This is a genomic window from Streptomyces fulvorobeus, from assembly GCF_013167895.1.
GTDB lineage: Bacteria > Actinomycetota > Actinomycetes > Streptomycetales > Streptomycetaceae > Streptomyces > Streptomyces fulvorobeus.
On sequence record NZ_BLWC01000001.1, the window covers coordinates 5,963,123 to 5,982,731 of the forward strand.

A 19,609-nucleotide genomic window follows, 5' to 3' on the forward strand; every position below is an offset into this window, starting at 1 on the left:
GATGGCACGGATGACGGCACGGCGTGCCCTGTCCGCCGTGCCGGTCCTGATCGCCGTCACCTTCGGCGTCTTCGCCGTCGCCGCCGCCTCCCCCTTCGACCCCGTCAAGGCGTACGCGGGCACGGCGGGTCTGACCGCCTCGCAGGAGAACCTCGACCAGCTCAGGGCCAACCTCGGCGTCGACCAGCCCCTTCTCACCCGCTGGTGGGACTGGCTGACGTCCGCCGTGCGGGGCGATCTCGGCGACCCCAGCGTGATGCGCATGCCCGTCGCCGACGTCATCGGTGAACGGGCCGGCTGGTCGCTCACCCTCGCCACGTGCGCGTTCGTCATCGCGATCCTGCTGGGCACCGGGCTCGGCGTCCTCGCGGCCCGCCGCCCCGGCGGTGCGCTCGACCGCTGTGTCAGCTCCGCCGCGTACACCCTGGAGGCGGCGCCGGCCTTCTGGCTCGGGCTGCTCGCCATCTGGTTCTTCGCCCTCCAGCTGGACGTGCTCCCGGCCGGCGGACTCACCGACGCCGGGAGCGACACCGTCACCTTCGGCCAGGTCGCCACCCATCTGGTGCTGCCCGCTTCCGTCCTCGGGGTCTCCCAGCTCCCATGGTTCTTCCTCTACGTACGCCAGGGGGTCACCGACGCCCTGGACGAGGACCCGGTGCGCGGCGCCCGCGCCCGCGGACTCCGCGAGCGCACCGTGCTGCTGGGCCACGCCCTGCGCTCCGGAATGCTCCCGATGCTCACGCTCATCGGCTCCCGCGTCCCCGAACTCATCACCGGCGCCCTGCTCGTCGAGACGGTCTTCAGCTGGCCGGGCATCGCCGCGGCCACCGTGGAGGCCGCCACCTCCGTGGACTTCTCGCTGCTCGCCGCACTGACCGTGCTGGCCACCGCCGCCGTGCTCCTCGGCAACCTCCTCTCCGACCTGCTGTACGGACTCGCCGACCCGAGAGTGGGCTTCGATGGCTGACCTCGCACTCCGGCCCGCACGCGGCGCGGCACGCCGCACCCGGGTGGTCACCTCGACCTGCGTTCTGGTGGCGGTGGCGCTCGCCGTCCTCCTGGTGCCCCCGCTGGCCCAGCTCGACCAGCAGGCGGTCGACCTCGCCGCCAAGCTCAGACCGCCGTCCCCCGCCCACCCGTTCGGCACGGACGACGTGGGCCGGGACCTGCTGCTGCGCTGTGTGTACGGCCTGCGGGTCTCCCTGCTCGTCGGAGTCGTCGCCGCCCTCACCGCCACCGTCATCGGCACGGCGGTCGGCGCGCTCGCCGCCGCCTTCGGCGGCTGGACCGACCGCGTGGTCATGCGGCTCGTCGACACCTTCTCGTCCATCCCCCACCTGCTGCTCGGCATCTTCATCGTGGCGATGTTCCGGCCCGGCGTCTGGCCCGTCATCGTCTCGGTGGCGCTGACCCACTGGCTGTCGACGGCGCGGATCGTCCGCTCGGAGGTGCTGTCGCTGCGCTCGCGGCCGTTCATCGACGCGGCGATCTCCGGTGGTGCCTCACGGGGCCGGGTCATCGTGCGGCACCTGCTGCCCGGAGTGCTGCCGCAGGCCGGTCTCGCGGCGGTGCTGATGGTGCCGCACGCCATGTGGCACGAGTCAGCGCTGTCGTTCCTGGGCCTCGGCCTGCCGACCCATCAGGCCAGCCTGGGCAACCTCGTGCAGTCGGCGCGCGGTTCCCTGCTGGCGGGGGACTGGTGGCCGACGCTCTTCCCCGGCCTCTTCCTGATCATTCCGACCCTCGCCCTCGCGGGGCTCGCCGGCGCCTGGCGGGAGCGGATCAACCCGCGCCGCCGATCGGAGCTGATGCTGTGAAGAAGACATCTCCCGCACGACCCGTGCTCTCCGTGGCAGGACTGTCCGTCCGCTTCCGCATGCGGGGCGGCCGGCACGTCGCCGCGGTCACCGACGCCACCTTCGACCTCGCGGCGGGGGAGTGCCTCGCCCTGGTCGGGGAGAGCGGCTGCGGCAAGTCCGTACTCGCCTCGGCCCTGCTCGGGCTGCTGCCCGCGAACGCCGAGACCTCCGGCGCCGCGGTCCTCGACGGCGACACCGACCTGGTCACCGCGGGCGAACGCGTCCTCGCCCGCACCGTGCGGGGACGCCGGATCGGGCTCGTACCGCAGAGCCCGGCCGCCCACCTCACGCCCGTGCGGACGGTCCGCGCGCAGCTGGAGGAGACGCTGCGCGAACTGACCGGCGTACGGGGGCCCGCGGTGGGGCCCGCGGCGCGGGCGGCGGCCGGACGCGCCGCCTTCCCCGCCGACCACCTCGACCGCTACCCGCACGAACTCTCCGGCGGCCTCGCCCAGCGCGCCGCGACCGCCCTCGCGCTCATCGGCGACGCGCCGCTGCTCCTCGCCGACGAGCCCACCACCGGGCTCGACCGGGAACTCGTGGAGCGGACGGTCGACGAACTGCGGCGCCACACCGACCGGGGCCGGGCACTGCTGCTCATCACCCACGACCTGGCGGCGGCCGGGCGGATCGCCGACCGGGTCGCCGTGATGTACGCGGGCCGCATCGTCGAACTCGCCGACGCCGAACGGTTCTTCGGCCGGCCAGGACCCCGCCACCCGTACGCCAGGGGTCTGCTGGAGGCCCTGCCTGAGCGGGAGTTCGCACCCATCCCGGGCATGCCGCCGGAGCTGGCCGACCTGCCCGCGGGGTGCGCCTTCGCCGCCCGCTGCCCCCGCGCCGACGAACGCTGCGGGCTACAGCCGTCGTTCGAGAACGGGGTGGCCTGTCACCATCTGACGGGCGTCGAGATCCACCGAGCCGAGGAGCCCGCCGATGCTTGAGCTCAACCGCGTCACCGCCGGGTACGACCGGCGTGACCCCGTCGTGCGCGACGTCTCGCTCGCCGTCGCGCCGGGGGAGTCGGTCGGGCTGCTCGGCCCGAGCGGCTGCGGCAAGTCGACGCTGGCGCGGGTGGCCGCCCTGCTGCACCGCCCCGACGCCGGCTCGGTCGTCCTCGCCGGCGCTCCGGTAAAGGGCTGGCGGTACCGGGCCCCGCAGGAGCAGCGCACCGCCGTGGGCGTGGTGTTCCAGCAGCCGCGCCTCTCCGCCGACCCCCGGCTGAGCCTGCGCGAGCTCATCGCCCAGCCGTTGAGGTCGACCGGGCGGCGCCACGAAGTCGCCGTACGGGTGGCGGAGCTGGCGCGGGAGGTCGGACTCACCGGGGAACTGCTGGATCGCCGCCCGCACGCCGTCAGCGACGGGCAGCTGCAACGCGCCTGCCTCGCCCGCGCGCTGGTGCTCCGGCCGGGGCTGCTGATCTGCGACGAGATGACGGCGATGCTCGACGCCTCGACCACCGCCGCCCTCGTCTCGGTCGTGGAGGCGTACCGCGCGGAGTCCGGCGCCGCGCTGCTGGCGGTGGGTCACGACCGGGTGCTCCTGGAGCGCTGGTGCGACCGGACGGTGCGCTGGGAGGAGTTGGACGGGACGCGCGAGCCCGCCGAAGCGGTGGGCGCGCGCGGGTAGCCGGGCCTTCGAGGACCGGGCAGGCCCCAGCCGCCCCCGGGGCGCACGGGAAACAGCGGGTGGGGCGCAGTCGACGGGTGGACGACGGGCGGTCCAATATTTGGCAGGTACCTGCCCATGTGCTCCGGCGCGGCTCCATACTCGGTCGCGTCCGTCCTCCGGTTCCCCCCTCCGCTCCAGGGAGACGCCATGGCACACCTGACCCGTCGCAGAGTCGTCACCACCGCCCTCGCCACCGCGGCCGCCGGGGTGGCGATTCCCGCTCAGATGGCGGCGGCCACGGGCCGCCCGGGTCCGCGCCCGCTGGCCCGGGCCCACGCGCACAACGACTACCTGCATCCGCGCCCGCTCCACGACGCGCTCGACCACGGATTCACCAGCGTGGAGGCGGACATCTTCCTCGTCGGCGGCGAGCTGCTGGTCGCCCACGAACCCGCCACGCTCGACCCGACCCGCACCCTCGCCTCGCTCTACCTCGACCCGCTGCTGGCCCGGGTCACGGCGAACCACGGAGCCGTGTACGCCGGACACCGCGGCAGCCCTCTGCACCTGCTGATCGACATCAAGAACGAGGGCGCGGCCACCTACGCCGAACTCGACCGGCAGCTCCAGCCCTACCGCAAGATCCTGACCCGCTTCAGTCACGGCCGCGTCCACCCCGGCGCGGTCACCCCCGTCATCTCGGGGGACCGGGCGGCCCGACTGCCCATGGAGGCCCAGCGCACGCGGTACGCCTTCTACGACGGCCGGCTGGACGACCTCGAAGGCCCCGCGACCGCCGCCTTCATCCCGCTCGTCAGCAGCAACTGGACCCAGAACTTCAGCTGGCGCGGCGCCGGTCCCTTCCCGGCCGCCGAGCGCGACCGGCTCCGCCTCCTGGTCGACACCGCGCACCGCCAGGGCAGGCGCATCCGCTTCTGGGCGACCCCCGACGTACCGGGCCCGGACCGCGACGCCCTGTGGACGGAACTCCTGGCGGCAGGCGTCGACCACCTCAACACCGATGACCTGGCCGGACTGGGGACCTTCCTCCGCGCCCGGGCGCGGGTCGGGCGGGCCGGGCGCACCCCAGCCTGACCGGCACCGCCGCGCCGAAACGGTCACGCCGAGTCAATACCCGTTCGGCGGACACGCAAGTGCGCCGGACGGCCCCTCCGCTACGCCACACTGGCGGCCGAATGCCGCAAATCAGGCGCGGCGGAGGAGGTTGGCATGGCCATTTCGATCTCAGTGATGCTGCTCCTGCTGATTCTCGCAGCGGTCTTCCTGCGCAGTGGCGGACTGAAGGTCTCCCACGCCCTGGTATGCGCGCTGCTCGGCTTCTTCCTCGCGGGCTCGAGCATGGCGCCGACCATCCAGGAGGGGATCACCGCCACGGCGAACGTCGTCAGCGGCCTGCACCCCTGACCGCCCGCACCTCACCGGCCCGCACCGACTGCCCCTGACCGGCCCCGGTCAGTTCCGCGGGCCCATCCGATACGGGACAATGGTGACGGAACCCGGCCGCGCACCGCTCCGGACGGCCCCGCCACGTATCTGGAGACCGCAGTCATGTCCTTCCCACCCCCCGGACGGCAGTCGGGCGCCGCTCACCACGAGTACTGCAACACCGGGCTCTGCTGCCGGTGCCAGCAGCGGTCCTGGACGACGAAGCTGGGCAACGAGCGGCTCTGCGGACCGTGCGCCGCCTGCTGCCGGGAGTGCGGCAGGTCCCCCGCCCCCCACCTGGACGGACTGAACGACGGACTCTGCGGGGTGTGCCGCGGTCTGTGCGCGCGCTGCCACACCCCGATGCCGCCCGAAGGCGAGTGTGGATGCCGCACCTGGCACCAGCGGGCGGGCTCCGACCCCGTCGGCTACGTACTGCGCGCGATCCCGCAGCCGCTCACGCAGGCGCTCGGCCGCCGCATGCCGCAGGAGGTCCACGAGCTGATCCACCAGGAGCTCGGCCGGCGCACGCCCGCGCAGCTCGTGGACCGGCTGGAACGCCGGTGGAACACCCGCTGGTCCCACGCCCTGCACGAGAAGGACGAGGACGGGCGCCGCCGCTGGAGCGTCGAGGAGATCGCCGAGGAGCTGCTGCGGCCGGGCCACTGCTCCGACCCCCAGTGCGAGGACGGCTATCTGGTCACGGGCGACACGCCGTGCGGACGGTGCCGGCAGCCCACGCACCGCTTCGTCACCGCGGTGGCCGACCATACGGCGACCCCCGCGCACGCCCGTGCCACCGCGGCCGAGATCAGGCGGGCCATGCTGGACAACCGCTCCCGCAGGCAGTACCCGAATCCCCCGCAGGCGCCGCGGCGCTGACCGGCCTCCTCGTGGGCACCCGAGAGCCTCAGCGGCCATCGGCGACGGAGAACAGGTGCTCGATTGGCGAGCCCGGGAGGCGGGGCCTAACGTCGGTGGGGTGAGCCACCGTCTACCCCGCTGACGCGAGGCATGGATGCCATGACAAGCTCCCCCGCACCATCCCCCGGACAGGAGCCGCCCCGAGCGGAGCCGCGGCCACGGAATGGCCCTGCTGGTCATCGCGTCCTGCCAGCTTATGGTGGTCCTCGACATCACCATCGTGAACATCGCGCTGCCCCACATCCAGACCTCTCTGGGCTTCTCCACCGAGAGCCTGTCGTGGGTCATCAACGCCTACACCCTGACCTTCGGCGGGCTGCTGCTGCTCGGCGGGCGACTGGGCGACATCCTCGGCCGCCGCAGAGTCTTCATGTTCGGCATCCTGCTGTTCGTCTTCGCCTCACTGCTCGGCGGACTGTCGCAGGAGTCCTGGCAACTGCTGGCCGCGCGCGCCCTCCAGGGCGTCGGTGGCGCCATCGCCTCTCCCACAGCCCTCGCGCTCATCACCACGACCTTCCGCGAAGGACCCGAGCGCAACAGGGCGTTCGGCGTGTTCGCCGCCGTGTCGGCGGGCGGCAGCGCGATCGGTCTGCTCGCGGGCGGGCTGCTCGTGGAGTGGCTCGACTGGCGCTGGATCCTCTTCGTGAACGTGCCCATCGGCCTGCTGATCGTGCTCGCGACGCCCCGCTACATCCGTGAGTCGGAACGCCGTCCCGGACACTTCGACGCCCTCGGGGCGCTCACCTCGACCGCGGGCATGGTGCTGCTCGTCTACGGCTTCATCCGCGCCTCGGAGGACGGCTGGCGCGACGACCTCACCCTCGCCGCCTTCGCCGCCGCCCTCGTGCTGCTCGCCGTGTTCCTGCTGATCGAGAACCGGTCCAAGCAGCCCATCACGCCTCTGTGGATGTTCCGCGACCGCAATCGCGCGGGCTCCTACGCGATGATGCTGAGCCTCGCCGCGGCGATGTTCGGCATGTTCTTCTTCCTGACGCTGTTCGTGCAGAACATCCTGGACTTCAGCCCTCTGCGCGCCGGGCTCGCGTTCCTGCCGGTGAGCGTGATCATCGCGGTGGGAGCGGGAATCGCCTCGCAACTGCTGCCGCGCTACGGTCCCAAGCCGTTCATGGTGGTCGGCGCGGTCCTGGCCGCGGCGGGACTCGCCTGGCTGACGCTGACGGACATCGACAGCACCTACCTGGGCAGCATCCTCGGCCCGATGCTGGTCTTCGGCCTCGGCATGGGCATGCAGTTCGTCTCACTGACTCTGATGGCGGTATCGGGCGTGGGCGCCCGCGACTCCGGGGCGGCCTCCGGCATCCTCAACGCCACCCAGCAGGTGGGCGGGTCGCTCGGTCTGTCCATCCTGGTCACGATCTTCGGCACGGCCAGCCGCAACGAGGCGACCGGCCAGGTACCGCGCTTCATGGCGGAGGCGACCCCCGCCCAACGCCTGGAGTTCCGCAGGACGGGAGAGCTGCCGGGCACCTGGGGCGACCAGGTCCTGACCTCGGGCATCTCCAGCGCCTTCATCGGCGCCGCGGCCATGGCGGTCATCGCGGCGCTGGTCGCCCTGACCGTGATCCAGGTGCGCCCGGCGGATCTGGAGCGGCTGCGCGGCGGCGGCACCCTGCCGCTCGTACCGGCCGAAGACGCTCCCCAGGGGGCGCCCGGAGGGCACTCGGCACAACCGGACCTGCCGCCTGACGGGCCCGCGCCCCCGCGATGACCGCACCGGCAGAGACCCGCGGGCGTGGTGGCCGATACCCGTTGTCGCGATACGGGCTGCGGCGTGGACTGCGGAGCACGTACACTCGGCCCGCACTCGCGCCCACCGGCGGGAGAGTACGCAACTGATCGACGGAGAAGTTCGACATGAGTTCCGCAGACAGGTCCGAGGCACCGATCTACGCCAGTCTCGTGCAGGAGCACGGCGACGTACTGGCGGAGGTTCGCCGGGTGGCCGAGCAGGCACTCCGCGAAGCGGAACGCGCGATCGACTTCAGCGACCTCCGGGCGCCGGTCGCCTTCCGGTGATCCCGGCCACGTCCTGAACAAGGGGCGCCCCCGCCCGAACGGTCCTCGCCGCGGACCCGTCCACCCCGTTCGATAGGTTGACCGGTCATGTGGCAAATGAGCGCTGTCGCCTACCGTCGGCTCGGCACCGCCGGCTCCGTCGCGGCCGTCGTCGGCGGCTGGGCCGCCGGGAGTCTGCCGGCCCGTGACCCCTGGGGACTGTGGGTGCCGCACGGGTCCACGCTGACCACGTCGGCCGCCGTCCTCGCCTACGCCGGACTGACCGTCCTCGTCGTCGCCTGGTGGCAGTACGGCCGGGCAGGCGCCTCCGTACGCGAGACGCTCGTCACCCTCGCCTGGTGGACGGCCCCGATGCTCCTGGCGCCCCCGCTCCACAGCGCCGACGTGTACAGCTACATCGCCCAGGGCGCCATGGTCGTCGAAGGACACGACGTCTACGTCGAGGGGCCCTCGGTCCTCGACCCCGGCGGACTCGGCGGCGACGCCGCCGCGAGTGTCGGGGGGCACTGGACGGACACCCCCGCCCCGTACGGACCGTTCTTCCTGGTGCTCGCCCGCGGCGTGACCTCGCTGACAGGCGGGACGATCGTGCCCGCCGTGCTCGGCATGCGCCTCGTCGCCGTGGCCGCGCTGGTGCTGATCGTATGGGCGCTGCGCCGCCTGGCGCGCGAGCACGGCAGGAGCGAGAGCACCGCCCTCTGGCTGGGGGCGCTCAACCCGCTGCTGCTCATGCACGTGGTCGGTGGCGTGCACAACGACGGACTGATGACCGGGCTCATGCTCGCGGGTGTCGTCCTCGCCCTGCGGGGCCGCTGGATCACCGGCAGCGTACTCGTCGCACTCGCCGTGATGGTCAAGTCACCGGCGGCCGTCGCGCTGCTGTTCATCGGCGTACTCGTGACCAGCTCGGCCACCGGCCCCCTCCGGCGCCGGCTGGCCAAGGGCCTGCTGGCGCCCGGACTGGTGGCGGCGGCGGTCGCCGTCGCCACGACCCTCCTCGCCGGTACCGGCTTCGGCTGGCTGGGAACGCAGAGTGTCGCGGGAACCATCCACACCGCGCTGTCGGCCACCAGCGACATCGGGCTCGGCCTCGGCCACCTCCTGCGACCGGTCACCGGCACCGACCCGCGACGGTGAAGTCCCTCGTCCGGACAGTGGGTCTCGCCGGAGCGGCGTCGCTCATCCTGTTCCTCGCCTGGCGCGCCCTGCGCGGCTCCCTGCAACCGGTCCACGCGCTCGGCCTCGCCCTGCTCGCCCTGGTCGCGCTCTCCCCGATGGTCCAGCCCTGGTACCTGCTGTGGGGAACGGCGGTCGTCGCCGCCACCTCCCCGCACGGCCGCGCCGGCACGGCGGTCGCCGTCCTGTCGGCCGCACTCGTGTACGAGACGCACCCCACGGGCAGCACCCCGCCCTACGGCTTCGCACTCGCGGCCGTCGCCGGGGTGATCGGCGCCCTGCTGGTGCGCCGGGAGCCGCCGGAGCCGGAAGAGGCCCGCCTGCCGGCCCCGCGCGGCGCCGAGCCGGAAGGCGCCGGTGACACCTCGACGGCCGAGCACGCGGTACGTACGGTGCCGGGGCACCTCAGGCCCTAGGGTCCGCCCCTACTCGAACCGCGCCGGGTCGCCCGCTCCCCTGCGTACGACCTCCGGTTCACCGCCGGAGAAGTCGATGACCGTGGTCGGCTCGGTTCCGCAGTCGCCCGAGTCGACGACGACGTCCACCACGTGGTCGAGCCGTTCCTTGATCTCCCAGCCCTGGGTCAGCGGCTCCTCCTCGTCCGGCAGGAGCAGCGTGCTGGACAGGATCGGCTCACCGAGCTCCGCGAGCAGCGCCTGTACGACGGCGTGGTCCGGGATGCGCACGCCGACCGTCTTCTTCTTCGGGTGCATCAGCTGGCGGGGCACCTCCTTCGTCGCGGGGAGGATGAAGGTGTAACTGCCGGGGGTCGCCGCCTTGACGGCCCGGAACACGTCGTTGTCGACCTGCACGAACTGGCCCAGCTGGGCGAAGTTCTCGCAGACGAGCGTGAAGTGGTGCCGGTCGTCGAGGCCGCGGATCGACCGGATGCGGCCGATGCCGTCACGGCTGCCCAGCTGGCACCCCAGCGCGTAACACGAGTCCGTCGGGTACGCGACGAGCGCACCGGATCGGATGCTGTCGGCCACGCTGCTGATGGTGCGCCGCTGAGGATTCTCGGGGTGCACGTCGAAGTACTTCGCCATCCAGCGATTCTAGGGGGTCATGACCGCCCCCACCGGTTGCCCTTCGCCGCCGCCACCAGTTCCGGCACCGTGCCGAGCTTGGCGCGCGTACGGCCCTGGTCCCGGCCGCGTGCCCGCTCGGCCCGGTCGATGGCCGCCAGGCCGCGGGCGTCGATCAGCCGCCGGGTGCGCTTCCTGACCAGCCGTCGAAAGGCGGTCGCCGACCCGGCCGGTGCGGACAGTGCTCCGGAGACTGCGTCGGCGAGGAGCGTGCTGACGGTCTCCGCCGCGCACGTGCGGTTGGCCCCGATACCGCCGGACGGCCCGCGTTTGATCCAGCCGACGACGTACGTCCCGGGCCGCCCGGTCACCCGGCCGCCCTGGTGCGGGACGGTCGCGTCCGCCTCGTCGAAGGGCAGGCCGGGCACGGGTACACCGCGGTAGCCGACGGCCCGCAGGAGCATGCCCGCCGGTATCTCCTGATCACCCGCGACCCCCGTCACCCGGGCCGCCTCGACGGCGTCCGTACCCAGTACCTCCACGGTCGAGGAGTGGAAGCGCAGGACGACGCGGCGTCCCGCGTCCGGCGTCGGTGACCAGTCGGCCCTCCGCCGTGCCACCCCCTTCAGCAGCCCCGCCTTGTCCTTCGGCGAGGCGCTGTCGATCGTCGCACCGGTCCGCGGGTCGTGGTCGTCGACGACGAGCTCCACCCCCGGGAGGTGTTTGAGCGCGCGCAGTTCGGAGGCGGTGTACGCGGCGTCCTCGGGGCCGCGGCGGCCGAGCAGGACCACCTCGCGCACCTTCGACGTCCGCAGGGCCGCGAGGGCGTGGTCGGCGATGTCCGTACCGGCCAGCGTCTCGGGGTCCGTGGCGAGGATGCGCGCGACATCGACCGCGACGTTGCCGTTGCCGACCACGACGACGCGCTCACCCGAGAGGTCGACGGCGTCCGCCGGCACCTCGGGGTGGGCGTTGTACCAGGCGACGAACGCCGTGGCCGCGATGCTGCCCCGCAGATCCTCGCCCGCGACGCCGAGCCGGCGGTCCGCCGAAGCGCCCACCGCGTAGATGACCGCGTCGTGGTGCGCGGCGAGCTCCTCGGCGGTGACGTCCTTGCCCACCTCGACCCCGAGGACCGTCCGCGCCCGGGGGTGGGCGTGGAAGCGGGCGAAGGTGTCGCCCACCTTCTTCGTCGCGGGATGGTCCGGGGCGACGCCGTACCGGATGAGGCCGCCGGCCACCGGTAGCCGGTCGATGAGGGTCACCTCGGCGTTGGTGTGCAGCAGCAGGTCCTCGGCGGCGTACATCCCGGCCGGGCCCGTGCCGACGATCGCGACCCGGATCGGCGCGAAGTCGGACGGCACACCGCGTTCAAAACTCGGCTCTCCCCAGGCGTGGAAGTTCGGCCCCCGGCCCACCGGTCGCGGCTCGTCGTCGGCGAAGTGGTCCGCGTTGACGGCGGCGTACTCCCGCTGTGCCGGGGGGAGGCTGTCCACCGGGAAGATCGCGTCGACCGGGCAGGCGTCGGCGCAGGCACCGCAGTCGATGCAGGTCTTCGGGTCGATGTACAGCATCTCCGTGCTGCCGAACTCCCTTTCCTGCGGGGTGGGGTGGATGCAGTTGACCGGACACACGGCGACGCAGGTGGCATCGGTGCAGCAGGTCTGGGTGATGGCGTAGGTCATGGCGTCGGCTCGGCTCCGGTCAGGCGATCGGGGTGCGTCTCGGCTCAGATGAGGTTGGCGCGCTTGTAGAAGAACAGCGCCGGCCCGGTGAGGAGCCGGGCCGAGGACAGGAACTCCATGAGGCCCGCACAGCTGGAGCGCATCAGGGACCTGTGGTGTTCGTTCGACGCCGCCTCGGTGAGGGCGCGTTCCGTGTCGAGCCCGGCGTTCGCGTAGACGTCCCGGTTCACCATGCTGGTCACGATGAAGTAGGAGGCGATCGCGATCACGAGCGCGTTCACCCGCCGGCGCACCGGGCCCGCGCGGCGCAGCCGCTTGCGGGTCTCGTCCCGGGCGAACTTCATGTGCCGGGATTCCTCGACGACATGGATGTTGTTGATCGTGCGGACGAACGGTACGACCCGTTCGTCGCGCATCCAGTCGCGCTGCATGACGTCGAGAACCTCCTCGGCGACGAGGATCGCGGCGTACGCGGCCTCACCGAAGGCAAGTGTCTTGAAGACCCTGCCGAGTTCGACGACCGCCCGGCGCGGCTTGTAGGCGGGGGCTCCCAGCTTCGCGGCGCCCCGGGCGAACATGATGGAGTGCCTGCACTCGTCGGCGATCTCCGTGAGCGCCCACTGGAACTCCGCGTCGGTGGGGTCCTTGGTGTAGATGTCACGCAGCACCATCTGCTGGAGGATCATCTCGAACCATATGCCCGTGCTGGCCACCGACGCCGCCTCCTGGCGGGTCAGCTCCTTGCGCTGTGCGTCGCTCAGTTCCTGCCAGTAGGCCGTCCCGTAGAGCGTGCTCCACTCCGGGCTCGCACCGTGGAACTCCTTGTCCAGCGGGGTGTCCCAGTCCACCTCGGTGGCCGGGTCGTACGACAGCTTCGCGGACGAGTCGAGCAGACGCCGTGCGACGTCCTGCTCCTGGAGCCGGTCCTGTTCCTCCGGCCGAAGTGTGCTGCCTGACATGCTGCGGCTCCTTTGAATCGAGAGGTCGGCCCGACGCCGGCCGCCGCGCAGCTCCCCTGCGATGCCGCCTGAGGGGAGTGGCCGCCGTGCGCCGCTCACGCTTGTTAGACACGGCGTCTAGCAAGCTGTTAGGCGGAAGGTACAACAAGAGTGGCGTGCGGGCCTACCCCCGGTAACCAAATGCGGGGAATCTCTTACGGAGCTGCCGCCGGGTCTTCACGCCACGCGTCGGGACGCGCGGTCCGCGGTTCATGGCCGGGCCGGGCGGCCCGTGGCGGCCCGGCCGGCGGGCGGCGGGCCGGTGTCAGTCCCGGTCGTGCGCGTCGGACGTGTCGGCCAGCTCCTCCTCGGCCGGACGTGAGCGGCCGGCCCGCAGCCGGCTGCGGACCTTGCCCAGCAGCGGGTGCTTCTCGCGCTGTTCGCGCGACTGCCGGTCCAACTCCTCCACCAGCCGCGACGACCGCTTCTCCACATCCAGCTCGTCCAGGATGCGGTCCACCTCCGCCAGCAGCGCCCCGTGCAACTGCCACTGGCGCGGGTGCTGCTGGACGCCGCCGAGCAGCAGGAAGGCGACGGTCTCCCGGCTCGCGCGGCTGGCGGAGAGCTCCTCGACCAGCCGGTCCTCCGCCGCGTCGGCGTTGGCGCTGACCTGAGTGGTGATGAGTTCGGCGAAGCTCTCGACGGCGTGCGCCATGTGGGCGAGGAGGTCGTGGAGGGCGGCGGCGGTCTCGGGCTGGAAGAGGGGCTCGTCCGTCCTGGCCTTGGCGAGGTCCGTCAGAGTGCGGCACACCGTCCGGAGCACCACCGCGCAGATCTCCAGGGTGTCCAGGCCGGTCCGCAGGACGACGCGGAAGAGCAGGCCCTCCTTGACGCGGGGGTTCAGCCGGAGGCTGTCCTCCGCCTGCCGGAGCGACGCGTCCACCTGGACGATGTCGTGATCCAGCCGGCGGGCCTCGTGCAGGCGGTCGGCGGCCACCGCCACGGTGGTGTGACCGACCACCTCGTCACTGAGGCAGAGGAGCAGCCGCCGCATACGGCCCGCCAGGTGCTCGATCGCCTCGCCGGCGGGCTGGACCCACACCGGGGGCGCGAACAGCACGTTGAACAGGAGCCCGACCACCGCCCCGATGAGTGTTTCGAGCACCCGGTCCCAGGCCGTCTCGGCCACCCGCGTCACACCCAGCACCAGCATCGCGCTGATCGCCACCTCGGGTACGAACTCGCCGGCCCGTACGAAGCGGCCGAGCACCAGAGACGCGAGGATGATCAGGCCGAGGCTCCACCAGCTCAGCCCCACCAGCGCGCTGAAGCCGATGGCGATGACCACACCGGCCACCACCGCGTTCACCCTGCGCATGCTGGTGGTGAGCGTGGAGTAGAGCGTGACCTGGACGACCAGCAGCGCGGTCAGCGGCGCGGTGAGCGGCGCCGGTTCACTGCTCAGCATCAGGGCGACGACGTAGGAGATGACAGCGGCCACGGTCGACCGGACCGTCTGTACGACCACCGGTTCGTTGTGCCGCCGTATGAGGTTCAGCAGGGGGTCGGTGACGTCGGGCACTCTGTGGATACCTCCGGGGGCTGGGCGCAGGGGGCGACAGCTGCCGCGGAAGGGCGGCCTCGGAGCGAGGGCGCCGAGGGGACCCGCACGGCAGGGTTCTCCGTGTACGCCGCCCGCGGCCCCGGGCCCGTGCGGCAGACAGTAAGTGCCGTCCCGCCGGGCGGGACGGCGACATGCCGCCCGCGCGGCGCCGGACCCCGGTTGGGCTATCCGGGGCCCGGGGCGACGCGTCCGGGGCGCGGGGTCCGGGGCCGCGCGGGCGGATCGGTTACCGGTTCTTGCTCCTCGGTACGCGCGGTACGACTGCGGCTCGGCCTTCTCCACGCGTACGGGGAAGTCGCCGTACTCCGGCGCGCGACGGTTCGGGTCGCGGGCGGGCCGGGCCGTCGCGGAGGCGGGCTACCGGTGTACGGCGATCGCCTCGTCGATCGCCTGTACGAAGGCGTCCAGGTCGCCGGGATCGCGCGAGGTGATGAGCTTCCAGCCGCCCTCGGTGTCGGTGACCACCGGTTCGTCGGTCCAGTCGCCGCCCGCGTTGGTGATGTCGGTCTTCAGCGAGGCGTACGAGGTGAGCCGCTTGCCCCGGAGAACGCCCGCCTCGACCAGGGCCCAGGGCCCGTGGCAGATCGCCGCGACCGGGCGGCCGGCCCTGGTGAAGGCGCGGACGATGCCGGTGGCCGGTTCCTGCAGCCGGAGCGTGTCGGCGTTGAGTGTGCCGCCGGGTACGAGCAGCAGGTCGTAGCGAGCCGGATCGACCTCGTCCAGGGTCAGGTCGGGGCGGACGGCCTTCCCCGGGTTCTTGTCGCCGACGAGCGTCTCGATGTCGTCCATCGTCGTCGCGGCGACATCCACGTGCGCGCCCCACCCGCGCAGATGCTCCACGGGGACGACGAGCTCGTCCTGCTCGACACCGTAGTTGGTGACGATGGCCAGTACGTTCCGCTTGTTCACATCGTTCTCAGTCATCAAGAGTCACCTTCCGGGACGATTTGTGTCGTTGGCGGCCGCAGATGGCTGGGTTCCCCGAATGCCGTGGCCATGCATGCGTTCAGGACGCGGTGGCGAATGCGACGGCCGGCCAGGACGGACGCCGACCGCCCACCGTCGACGGCACGGTCCGCTCATCTGCCGGAGGTGCCGCCGCCCCGGAGCGTGGGCACCGTGTGGCGGATGCGGCGCAGGTGCTGGACGAGTCCCCGGCCGTTCCCGTCGACCACTTCCGCCGCTATCTCGCCCATCTTCTGGTTGGTCCCCTGCGAGATCGCCCGCAGGATCGTGAACGCCTCGTCCGCGCCGCAGCCCACCACGCGCATCACGATGCCGCAGGCGCGGTCGATCACGGCGCGCGACGTGATGGCCTTCCTGAGCTGTTGCACCTCGACCCTGGCCGAGGTGCAGGCGTGCTCGCGGAGCAGTCCCTCGACGAACTCCTCCGCGAGCACCCGGACGGGGTGCTGGAGCGCCGGGGACAGCGCGCCCGGCCGGAACGCGTAGAGGGTGACCGCCGTGGCCATGCCGTGCTGGTGGACCGGAACGGTCAGACAGGCACGGATTCCCGCTTCCAGGGCACGGGCGCGGAACCGGGGCCACCGGGTGTCCGCCAGAAGATCGACGCAGGCGACGGGTTCACGCGAGGCGAAGGCATCGGCATCCGGGCCCTCGCCTCCCGAATCCCGCAGCTCGGCCAGGACCGCGAGGTCCGGATGGGTGGCCGTGGTCCGGCGCCCGCACTCCGGTACACGGAGCGTCACGGTCGCTCCGCAGCAGGCCGGTGCGCACTCCAGAGCGCGCAGGGCCAACCGCGTGGTCCGCCGCACAGCAGCCGCGGACTCCGCGTTCACCTCGGACGAAGACACTCCGCTCCTCCTCGCGACAGCACGCCGCACCACGCCAGCAGCACCCCGGACCGGCCGGCCCGGCCGTCCCTCGGGAACGCGGCTCGATCCGTTAGCTTCACACCATGACCCAGCCACAGGACTTCGGCAGCGCGTACCGGGACTTCGTCGCCCGGGTGGAAGAGCTGCGTGCGGCCCGCGCCCGCCCGGACTCCGCACGCTCGGTCCTGCTCGACGCGGCGCTCCTGGAACTGCGGTACGTGGTCGACGACCTGCGCCCGGCGTACGAGACGCCCACCCGTGCCCGAGGCGGGCCGTCCGCCGACCAGGCCGAGCAGCGGCTTCTCAAGGCTGTCTTCGAAAGCCTTCCGGCGCCCGTGGCCCTGGTGGACGGCGACACGGTGGTACGCCGCCTCAACCCCGCAGCCGCCGACCTCACCGGCCTGCCCCAGGGATATGCGGCGGGCAGGCCGCTGAGCGGAATCCTGCGCCCCGGCGACCGGCCCGCGCTGCGGAGCCAGACCGCCGCCGTCGCCAGGGGCGAAGGCAGCCGCAGCCTCTGCGTGCCGCTCGAACCCGGGACGGGCGGCAGGGTGCGGGTCACCCTCAGCGAGATCACGCTGCCGGGTGAAGCCGACCCCACCGTACTCGTGGCGCTCTGGCCCTCCTCCGCCCTGCCGCCCGGGCCGCAACGCGCACAGGGCCGGGACCGGACCCCGAGGGAGGCGGTCAGCGAGGCCGGGCTCACGGACCTGATGGACCGCACGAGCGGTCTCCTCCTGAGAGCCGGGGCACACGGCCCGGCGGAAGCACTGCGGGCCGCGACCGCCGCGGTCGGGGAGGCCATCGCCGACTGGGCGGTGCTCGACCTCCTGGTCGACGGAGCGCTGACCCGCAGCGCGGTGCACGGCCCCGCCGGGGACGACGACCCGGAGCTGGAGAAGACCGTCGTCCAGCAGGACCCCCGCCGGTGCCCGGTGGCCGTCGAGGCGGTGCGTACGGGCTCCTCGGTGCTCGACGCGCTCGCGGACGGCCTCGGCCGCCTGGGCGCGGACGGCGACGGCGCTCCGCTGACGGGACGCGCCGACGTCAGCTCCCTGCTCACCGTTCCGCTCTCCACCGCTGTCGGTGAGGCCCCGGCGCGGGGCGCCCTGACTCTTCTGCGGACGGGGACGCGCCCCCCGTTCTCCCTGGCCGAGGCCAAGTACGCGGAGATGATCGCGGGGCACATGGCGATCGTCGCGGAAGGGCTCACCGGCCGGGCGGATGCGGCCGCAGGCACCGGGTAGGGCCGGGCGGACGGGGGCCGGCTACGTGGCGGCGCGCGCCACCCGCGCCTGCCGGCGCCGGGCGGCCGCCCGGCCCGCGGCGGACAGGCACCAGTCCCACCAGTGGTCGAGCTCACGCGCGGACACGTCCTGCGAGGGGACCACGGCGGGCCAGCGCAGCAGACGCGCCTGCGCGGACACCTTGGCGCCGCCCCGTACGGGGTCCACCACCAGCGCGGGCACCCCCATGCGCAGGGCCAGGACCATCCCGTGCAGCCGGTCGGTCACCATCAGGTCCAGCCGTCCCACCAGGGAGAGGTACTGGTCGGGCGTGCCGCACAGCTGCCGGTCGTCGCGGGCGAGGCGGGTGTCGGCCGGCACCCGGGCACAGTCCTTGGAGGGCAGCCAGGACAGGAGCGCCGCGGTGACCCGGTCGTGGTCGCGCCGGTCACCGTACTCGCCCTGACCGTGTGTGAGGGCGACCCCGACGAGCGGCGGCTCGGCCATCTGCTGTGCGCCCGCCGCCAGATCGGTGAGGAGCCCTTCGCCCGCCCTGTCGCGTGCCACGATGCGGTGGAAGCCCGTGACCGCCTCGTCGTCCTCGGCGATGACACTGACACCGATCGCGGTACGCCGGCAGGAGGCGTACCTGCGGTGCAGTCGGGTGACCTGGTCGCCGTGCACCGGGCCGCAGACGAACAGCAGTTGTTCGTAGTGGGACGGCAGTGCCTCCTCCAGACGGAGCGCCCCCGGAGCGAAGACCGGGCTCCACGCGCTGTCGTGCGCGACACCCAGATGGCGCAGGGCCTCGGACACGGCACGTTCGGCGAGGGCGTCACCCGCCGTCACCTCCCCGTCCAGGAAGCTGAACCAACCGGTGACCAGCACCCGCCCGCTTGCCGAACGGGGTCCGAGGAGGTCGTCGAGTACGGCGGGAAGGCTCTGTCGCATGGTCGTCCGCCCTTCCTGGATTCATCCCGACGGCATCCGCCGGGGTGCGGCCACGTCGTCGTCCGGCAGTATCGGCGTCAGAGAACCGAGTGGCGGGGAACCGCGCTCGGGGCCGTCAGGAAAGCGGCGGCACGAACAGGACGCGGCATTCCGCCGGGGCAGTTCTACACCTTCCCCCCCCGCGAATCGTCCGAGGACACGATGACGTCCAGGCCGCGCGTGTTCCTCAACTCCTCGCACGGCACGAAGGGAGCAGTGGGTGCATGACGAACTCAGCGACTGAGCGATTGCCCTGGCGACGCGCGGTGGTGACCGGCGGCGCCGGATTCCTGGGCTCGCATCTCTGCGAACGTCTGCTGGACGCCGGAGTCGCCGTCGACTGCGCCGACAACCTCTCGTCGGGATCGTCCGCGAACGTGGCCCACCTCCTGGCAAGGGACGGATTCCGCTTCGTCGACTGCGATGTGTCCGACGCGGCGTGCGCGCGGGCCCTGACCGGCCCCTACGACGTCGTGCTGCACTTCGCCTGCCCCGCATCGCCCGCCGACTACCTGCGCATGCCCCTCGAGACACTGGACGTGGGAAGTCTCGGCACCCGCAACATGCTGGGCATCGCTGCCAGGGACGGCGCGCGGCTCCTGCTCGCCTCGACCTCCGAGGTGTACGGGGACCCCCTCGTCCACCCGCAGCGGGAGGACTACTGGGGCAACGTCAACCCGGTCGGGCCGCGCAGTGTGTACGACGAGTCGAAGCGGTTCTCCGAGGCCCTCGTCACCGCCCATGTGGGGGTGCACGGAACGAACGCGGGCATCGTACGGCTGTTCAACACCTACGGACCGCGCATGCGGGCGCACGACGGCCGGGCCGTACCCACCTTCATCACCCAGGCGCTCGCGGGTGAACCGCTGACCGTCGCGGGTGACGGCAGCCAGACCCGCTCCCTGTGCTACGTCGACGACACCCTCGACGGAGTGCTGCGCGTCGCCGTGAGCCGGTCGGTGCGCCCCGTGAACATCGGCGGCAGCGACGAGACGACCGTCCACGAGATCGCCCGGAGGATCGTCAAACTCACCAACTCCGCCAGCCGGATCGACTTCGTCGACCGGCCGGTCGACGACCCCGAACGGCGGCGTCCTGACACCACCCTCGTACGCGAGATGTTCGGCTGGGAACCGAAGGTGGCCTGGGAAGAGGGGCTGGAGCGCACCATCGCGTACTTCGCCTCGCAGACCACGGAGGCCGAGCGCTCGGCCGGGAATCTCTGAAGGAGCC

General features: G+C 72.5%; 18 protein-coding genes and 1 pseudogene. 12 read left to right on the top strand and 7 right to left on the bottom strand.

Annotation, left to right across the window (positions count from 1 at the left end; all coding sequences use genetic code 11):
• Position 1: 1 nt before the first annotated feature.
• The 10 genes and pseudogenes from Sfulv_RS27030 (at position 2) to mptB (ending at position 9,469) form a co-directional block, all read left to right on the top strand.
• The gene (locus tag Sfulv_RS27030) at positions 2-967 is read left to right on the top strand and encodes an ABC transporter permease (protein WP_173317062.1); all 966 of its coding nucleotides are present in this window, start codon (positions 2-4) and stop codon (positions 965-967) included.
• Positions 960-1,817 (top strand): ABC transporter permease, encoded by an 858-nt coding sequence (locus Sfulv_RS27035; RefSeq protein ID WP_173317063.1) that lies wholly within the window; start codon positions 960-962, stop codon positions 1,815-1,817. The genes Sfulv_RS27030 and Sfulv_RS27035 overlap by 8 nt, the downstream gene beginning before the upstream one ends.
• Positions 1,814-2,803, top strand: coding sequence for an ABC transporter ATP-binding protein (locus Sfulv_RS27040; RefSeq protein ID WP_256669148.1), 990 nt, complete (start codon positions 1,814-1,816; stop codon positions 2,801-2,803). The genes Sfulv_RS27035 and Sfulv_RS27040 overlap by 4 nt, the downstream gene beginning before the upstream one ends.
• Complete coding sequence (locus Sfulv_RS27045) at positions 2,796-3,488, top strand: ABC transporter ATP-binding protein (protein ID WP_173317064.1); 693 nt, start codon at positions 2,796-2,798, stop codon at positions 3,486-3,488. Before Sfulv_RS27040 ends, Sfulv_RS27045 begins: the two co-directional genes overlap by 8 nt.
• 189 nt (positions 3,489-3,677) lie before the next feature.
• On the top strand, positions 3,678-4,565 hold the full coding sequence (locus Sfulv_RS27050) for a phosphatidylinositol-specific phospholipase C/glycerophosphodiester phosphodiesterase family protein (protein WP_173317065.1): 888 nt from the start codon (positions 3,678-3,680) through the stop codon (positions 4,563-4,565).
• Positions 4,566-4,700: 135 nt separating this feature from the next.
• The gene (locus Sfulv_RS27055; protein WP_173317066.1) at positions 4,701-4,895 is read left to right on the top strand and encodes a hypothetical protein; all 195 of its coding nucleotides are present in this window, start codon (positions 4,701-4,703) and stop codon (positions 4,893-4,895) included.
• A gap of 144 nt (positions 4,896-5,039) precedes the next feature.
• Complete coding sequence (locus tag Sfulv_RS27060) at positions 5,040-5,798, top strand: hypothetical protein (RefSeq protein WP_173317067.1); 759 nt, start codon at positions 5,040-5,042, stop codon at positions 5,796-5,798.
• Between the two features lie 205 nt (positions 5,799-6,003).
• The gene (locus Sfulv_RS27065) at positions 6,004-7,569 is read left to right on the top strand and encodes an MFS transporter (RefSeq protein ID WP_173317068.1); all 1,566 of its coding nucleotides are present in this window, start codon (positions 6,004-6,006) and stop codon (positions 7,567-7,569) included.
• A gap of 146 nt (positions 7,570-7,715) precedes the next feature.
• On the top strand, positions 7,716-7,877 hold the full coding sequence (locus tag Sfulv_RS27070; RefSeq protein WP_173317069.1) for a hypothetical protein: 162 nt from the start codon (positions 7,716-7,718) through the stop codon (positions 7,875-7,877).
• 87 nt (positions 7,878-7,964) lie between these two features.
• Positions 7,965-9,469 (top strand): annotated as a pseudogene (gene mptB / locus Sfulv_RS27075) (polyprenol phosphomannose-dependent alpha 1,6 mannosyltransferase MptB).
• Positions 9,470-9,478: 9 nt separating this feature from the next.
• Here the strand turns inward: mptB and Sfulv_RS27080 are convergent.
• The 6 genes from Sfulv_RS27080 to Sfulv_RS27105 all read right to left on the bottom strand — a co-directional run bounded on the left by Sfulv_RS27080 (position 9,479) and on the right by Sfulv_RS27105 (position 16,139).
• A complete protein-coding gene (locus Sfulv_RS27080) occupies positions 9,479-10,099 on the bottom strand; it encodes an L-threonylcarbamoyladenylate synthase (protein ID WP_173317070.1) in 621 nt (206 codons plus the stop codon).
• 17 nt (positions 10,100-10,116) lie between these two features.
• Positions 10,117-11,763, bottom strand: coding sequence for an FAD-dependent oxidoreductase (locus Sfulv_RS27085; protein WP_173317071.1), 1,647 nt, complete (start codon positions 11,761-11,763; stop codon positions 10,117-10,119).
• A 44-nt stretch (positions 11,764-11,807) separates the two neighbouring features.
• Positions 11,808-12,722: an AurF N-oxygenase family protein gene (locus tag Sfulv_RS27090; protein ID WP_173317072.1), complete on the bottom strand. Its 915-nt coding sequence runs from the start codon at positions 12,720-12,722 to the stop codon at positions 11,808-11,810.
• Between the two features lie 304 nt (positions 12,723-13,026).
• Entirely contained in the window at positions 13,027-14,283 is a 1,257-nt protein-coding gene (locus Sfulv_RS27095) for an FUSC family protein (RefSeq protein ID WP_173317073.1), read from the bottom strand.
• Between the two features lie 399 nt (positions 14,284-14,682).
• On the bottom strand, positions 14,683-15,249 hold the full coding sequence (locus tag Sfulv_RS27100; RefSeq protein WP_173317074.1) for a type 1 glutamine amidotransferase domain-containing protein: 567 nt from the start codon (positions 15,247-15,249) through the stop codon (positions 14,683-14,685).
• A gap of 155 nt (positions 15,250-15,404) precedes the next feature.
• Positions 15,405-16,139, bottom strand: a complete 735-nt coding sequence (locus tag Sfulv_RS27105) for an ANTAR domain-containing response regulator (protein ID WP_256669149.1) — start codon at positions 16,137-16,139, stop codon at positions 15,405-15,407.
• A 104-nt stretch (positions 16,140-16,243) separates the two neighbouring features.
• On the opposite strand from Sfulv_RS27105, the gene Sfulv_RS27110 reads away from it, so the two are divergent.
• Positions 16,244-17,407, top strand: a complete 1,164-nt coding sequence (locus Sfulv_RS27110) for a PAS domain-containing protein (protein ID WP_173317075.1) — start codon at positions 16,244-16,246, stop codon at positions 17,405-17,407.
• A 21-nt stretch (positions 17,408-17,428) separates the two neighbouring features.
• Here the strand turns inward: Sfulv_RS27110 and Sfulv_RS27115 are convergent, their stop codons facing one another.
• Complete coding sequence (locus Sfulv_RS27115; RefSeq protein ID WP_173317076.1) at positions 17,429-18,337, bottom strand: polysaccharide pyruvyl transferase family protein; 909 nt, start codon at positions 18,335-18,337, stop codon at positions 17,429-17,431.
• A gap of 263 nt (positions 18,338-18,600) precedes the next feature.
• Here Sfulv_RS27115 and Sfulv_RS27120 point away from each other — a divergent pair, with 263 nt between their 5' ends.
• Positions 18,601-19,602: an NAD-dependent epimerase/dehydratase family protein gene (locus tag Sfulv_RS27120; RefSeq protein ID WP_173317077.1), complete on the top strand. Its 1,002-nt coding sequence runs from the start codon at positions 18,601-18,603 to the stop codon at positions 19,600-19,602.
• Positions 19,603-19,609: the final 7 nt, after the last annotated feature.

Bases quoted from the DNA above. Each gene is read 5' to 3' on its own strand.
- Sfulv_RS27035 (WP_173317063.1), top strand. From the start codon at position 960: ATGGCTGACCTCGCACTCCGGCCCGCACGCGGCGCGGCACGCCGCACC.
- Sfulv_RS27060 (WP_173317067.1), top strand. From the start codon at position 5,040: ATGTCCTTCCCACCCCCCGGACGGCAGTCGGGCGCCGCTCACCACGAG.
- Sfulv_RS27110 (WP_173317075.1), top strand. From the start codon at position 16,244: ATGACCCAGCCACAGGACTTCGGCAGCGCGTACCGGGACTTCGTCGCC.
- Sfulv_RS27070 (WP_173317069.1), top strand. From the start codon at position 7,716: ATGAGTTCCGCAGACAGGTCCGAGGCACCGATCTACGCCAGTCTCGTG.
- Sfulv_RS27055 (WP_173317066.1), top strand. From the start codon at position 4,701: ATGGCCATTTCGATCTCAGTGATGCTGCTCCTGCTGATTCTCGCAGCG.
- Sfulv_RS27100 (WP_173317074.1), bottom strand. From the start codon at position 15,249: ATGACTGAGAACGATGTGAACAAGCGGAACGTACTGGCCATCGTCACC.
- Sfulv_RS27090 (WP_173317072.1), bottom strand. From the start codon at position 12,722: ATGTCAGGCAGCACACTTCGGCCGGAGGAACAGGACCGGCTCCAGGAG.
- Sfulv_RS27030 (WP_173317062.1), top strand. From the start codon at position 2: ATGGCACGGATGACGGCACGGCGTGCCCTGTCCGCCGTGCCGGTCCTG.
- Sfulv_RS27120 (WP_173317077.1), top strand. From the start codon at position 18,601: ATGACGAACTCAGCGACTGAGCGATTGCCCTGGCGACGCGCGGTGGTG.
- Sfulv_RS27115 (WP_173317076.1), bottom strand. From the start codon at position 18,337: ATGCGACAGAGCCTTCCCGCCGTACTCGACGACCTCCTCGGACCCCGT.
- Sfulv_RS27085 (WP_173317071.1), bottom strand. From the start codon at position 11,763: ATGACCTACGCCATCACCCAGACCTGCTGCACCGATGCCACCTGCGTC.
- Sfulv_RS27045 (WP_173317064.1), top strand. From the start codon at position 2,796: ATGCTTGAGCTCAACCGCGTCACCGCCGGGTACGACCGGCGTGACCCC.
- Sfulv_RS27065 (WP_173317068.1), top strand. From the start codon at position 6,004: ATGGCCCTGCTGGTCATCGCGTCCTGCCAGCTTATGGTGGTCCTCGAC.
- Sfulv_RS27080 (WP_173317070.1), bottom strand. From the start codon at position 10,099: ATGGCGAAGTACTTCGACGTGCACCCCGAGAATCCTCAGCGGCGCACC.
- Sfulv_RS27050 (WP_173317065.1), top strand. From the start codon at position 3,678: ATGGCACACCTGACCCGTCGCAGAGTCGTCACCACCGCCCTCGCCACC.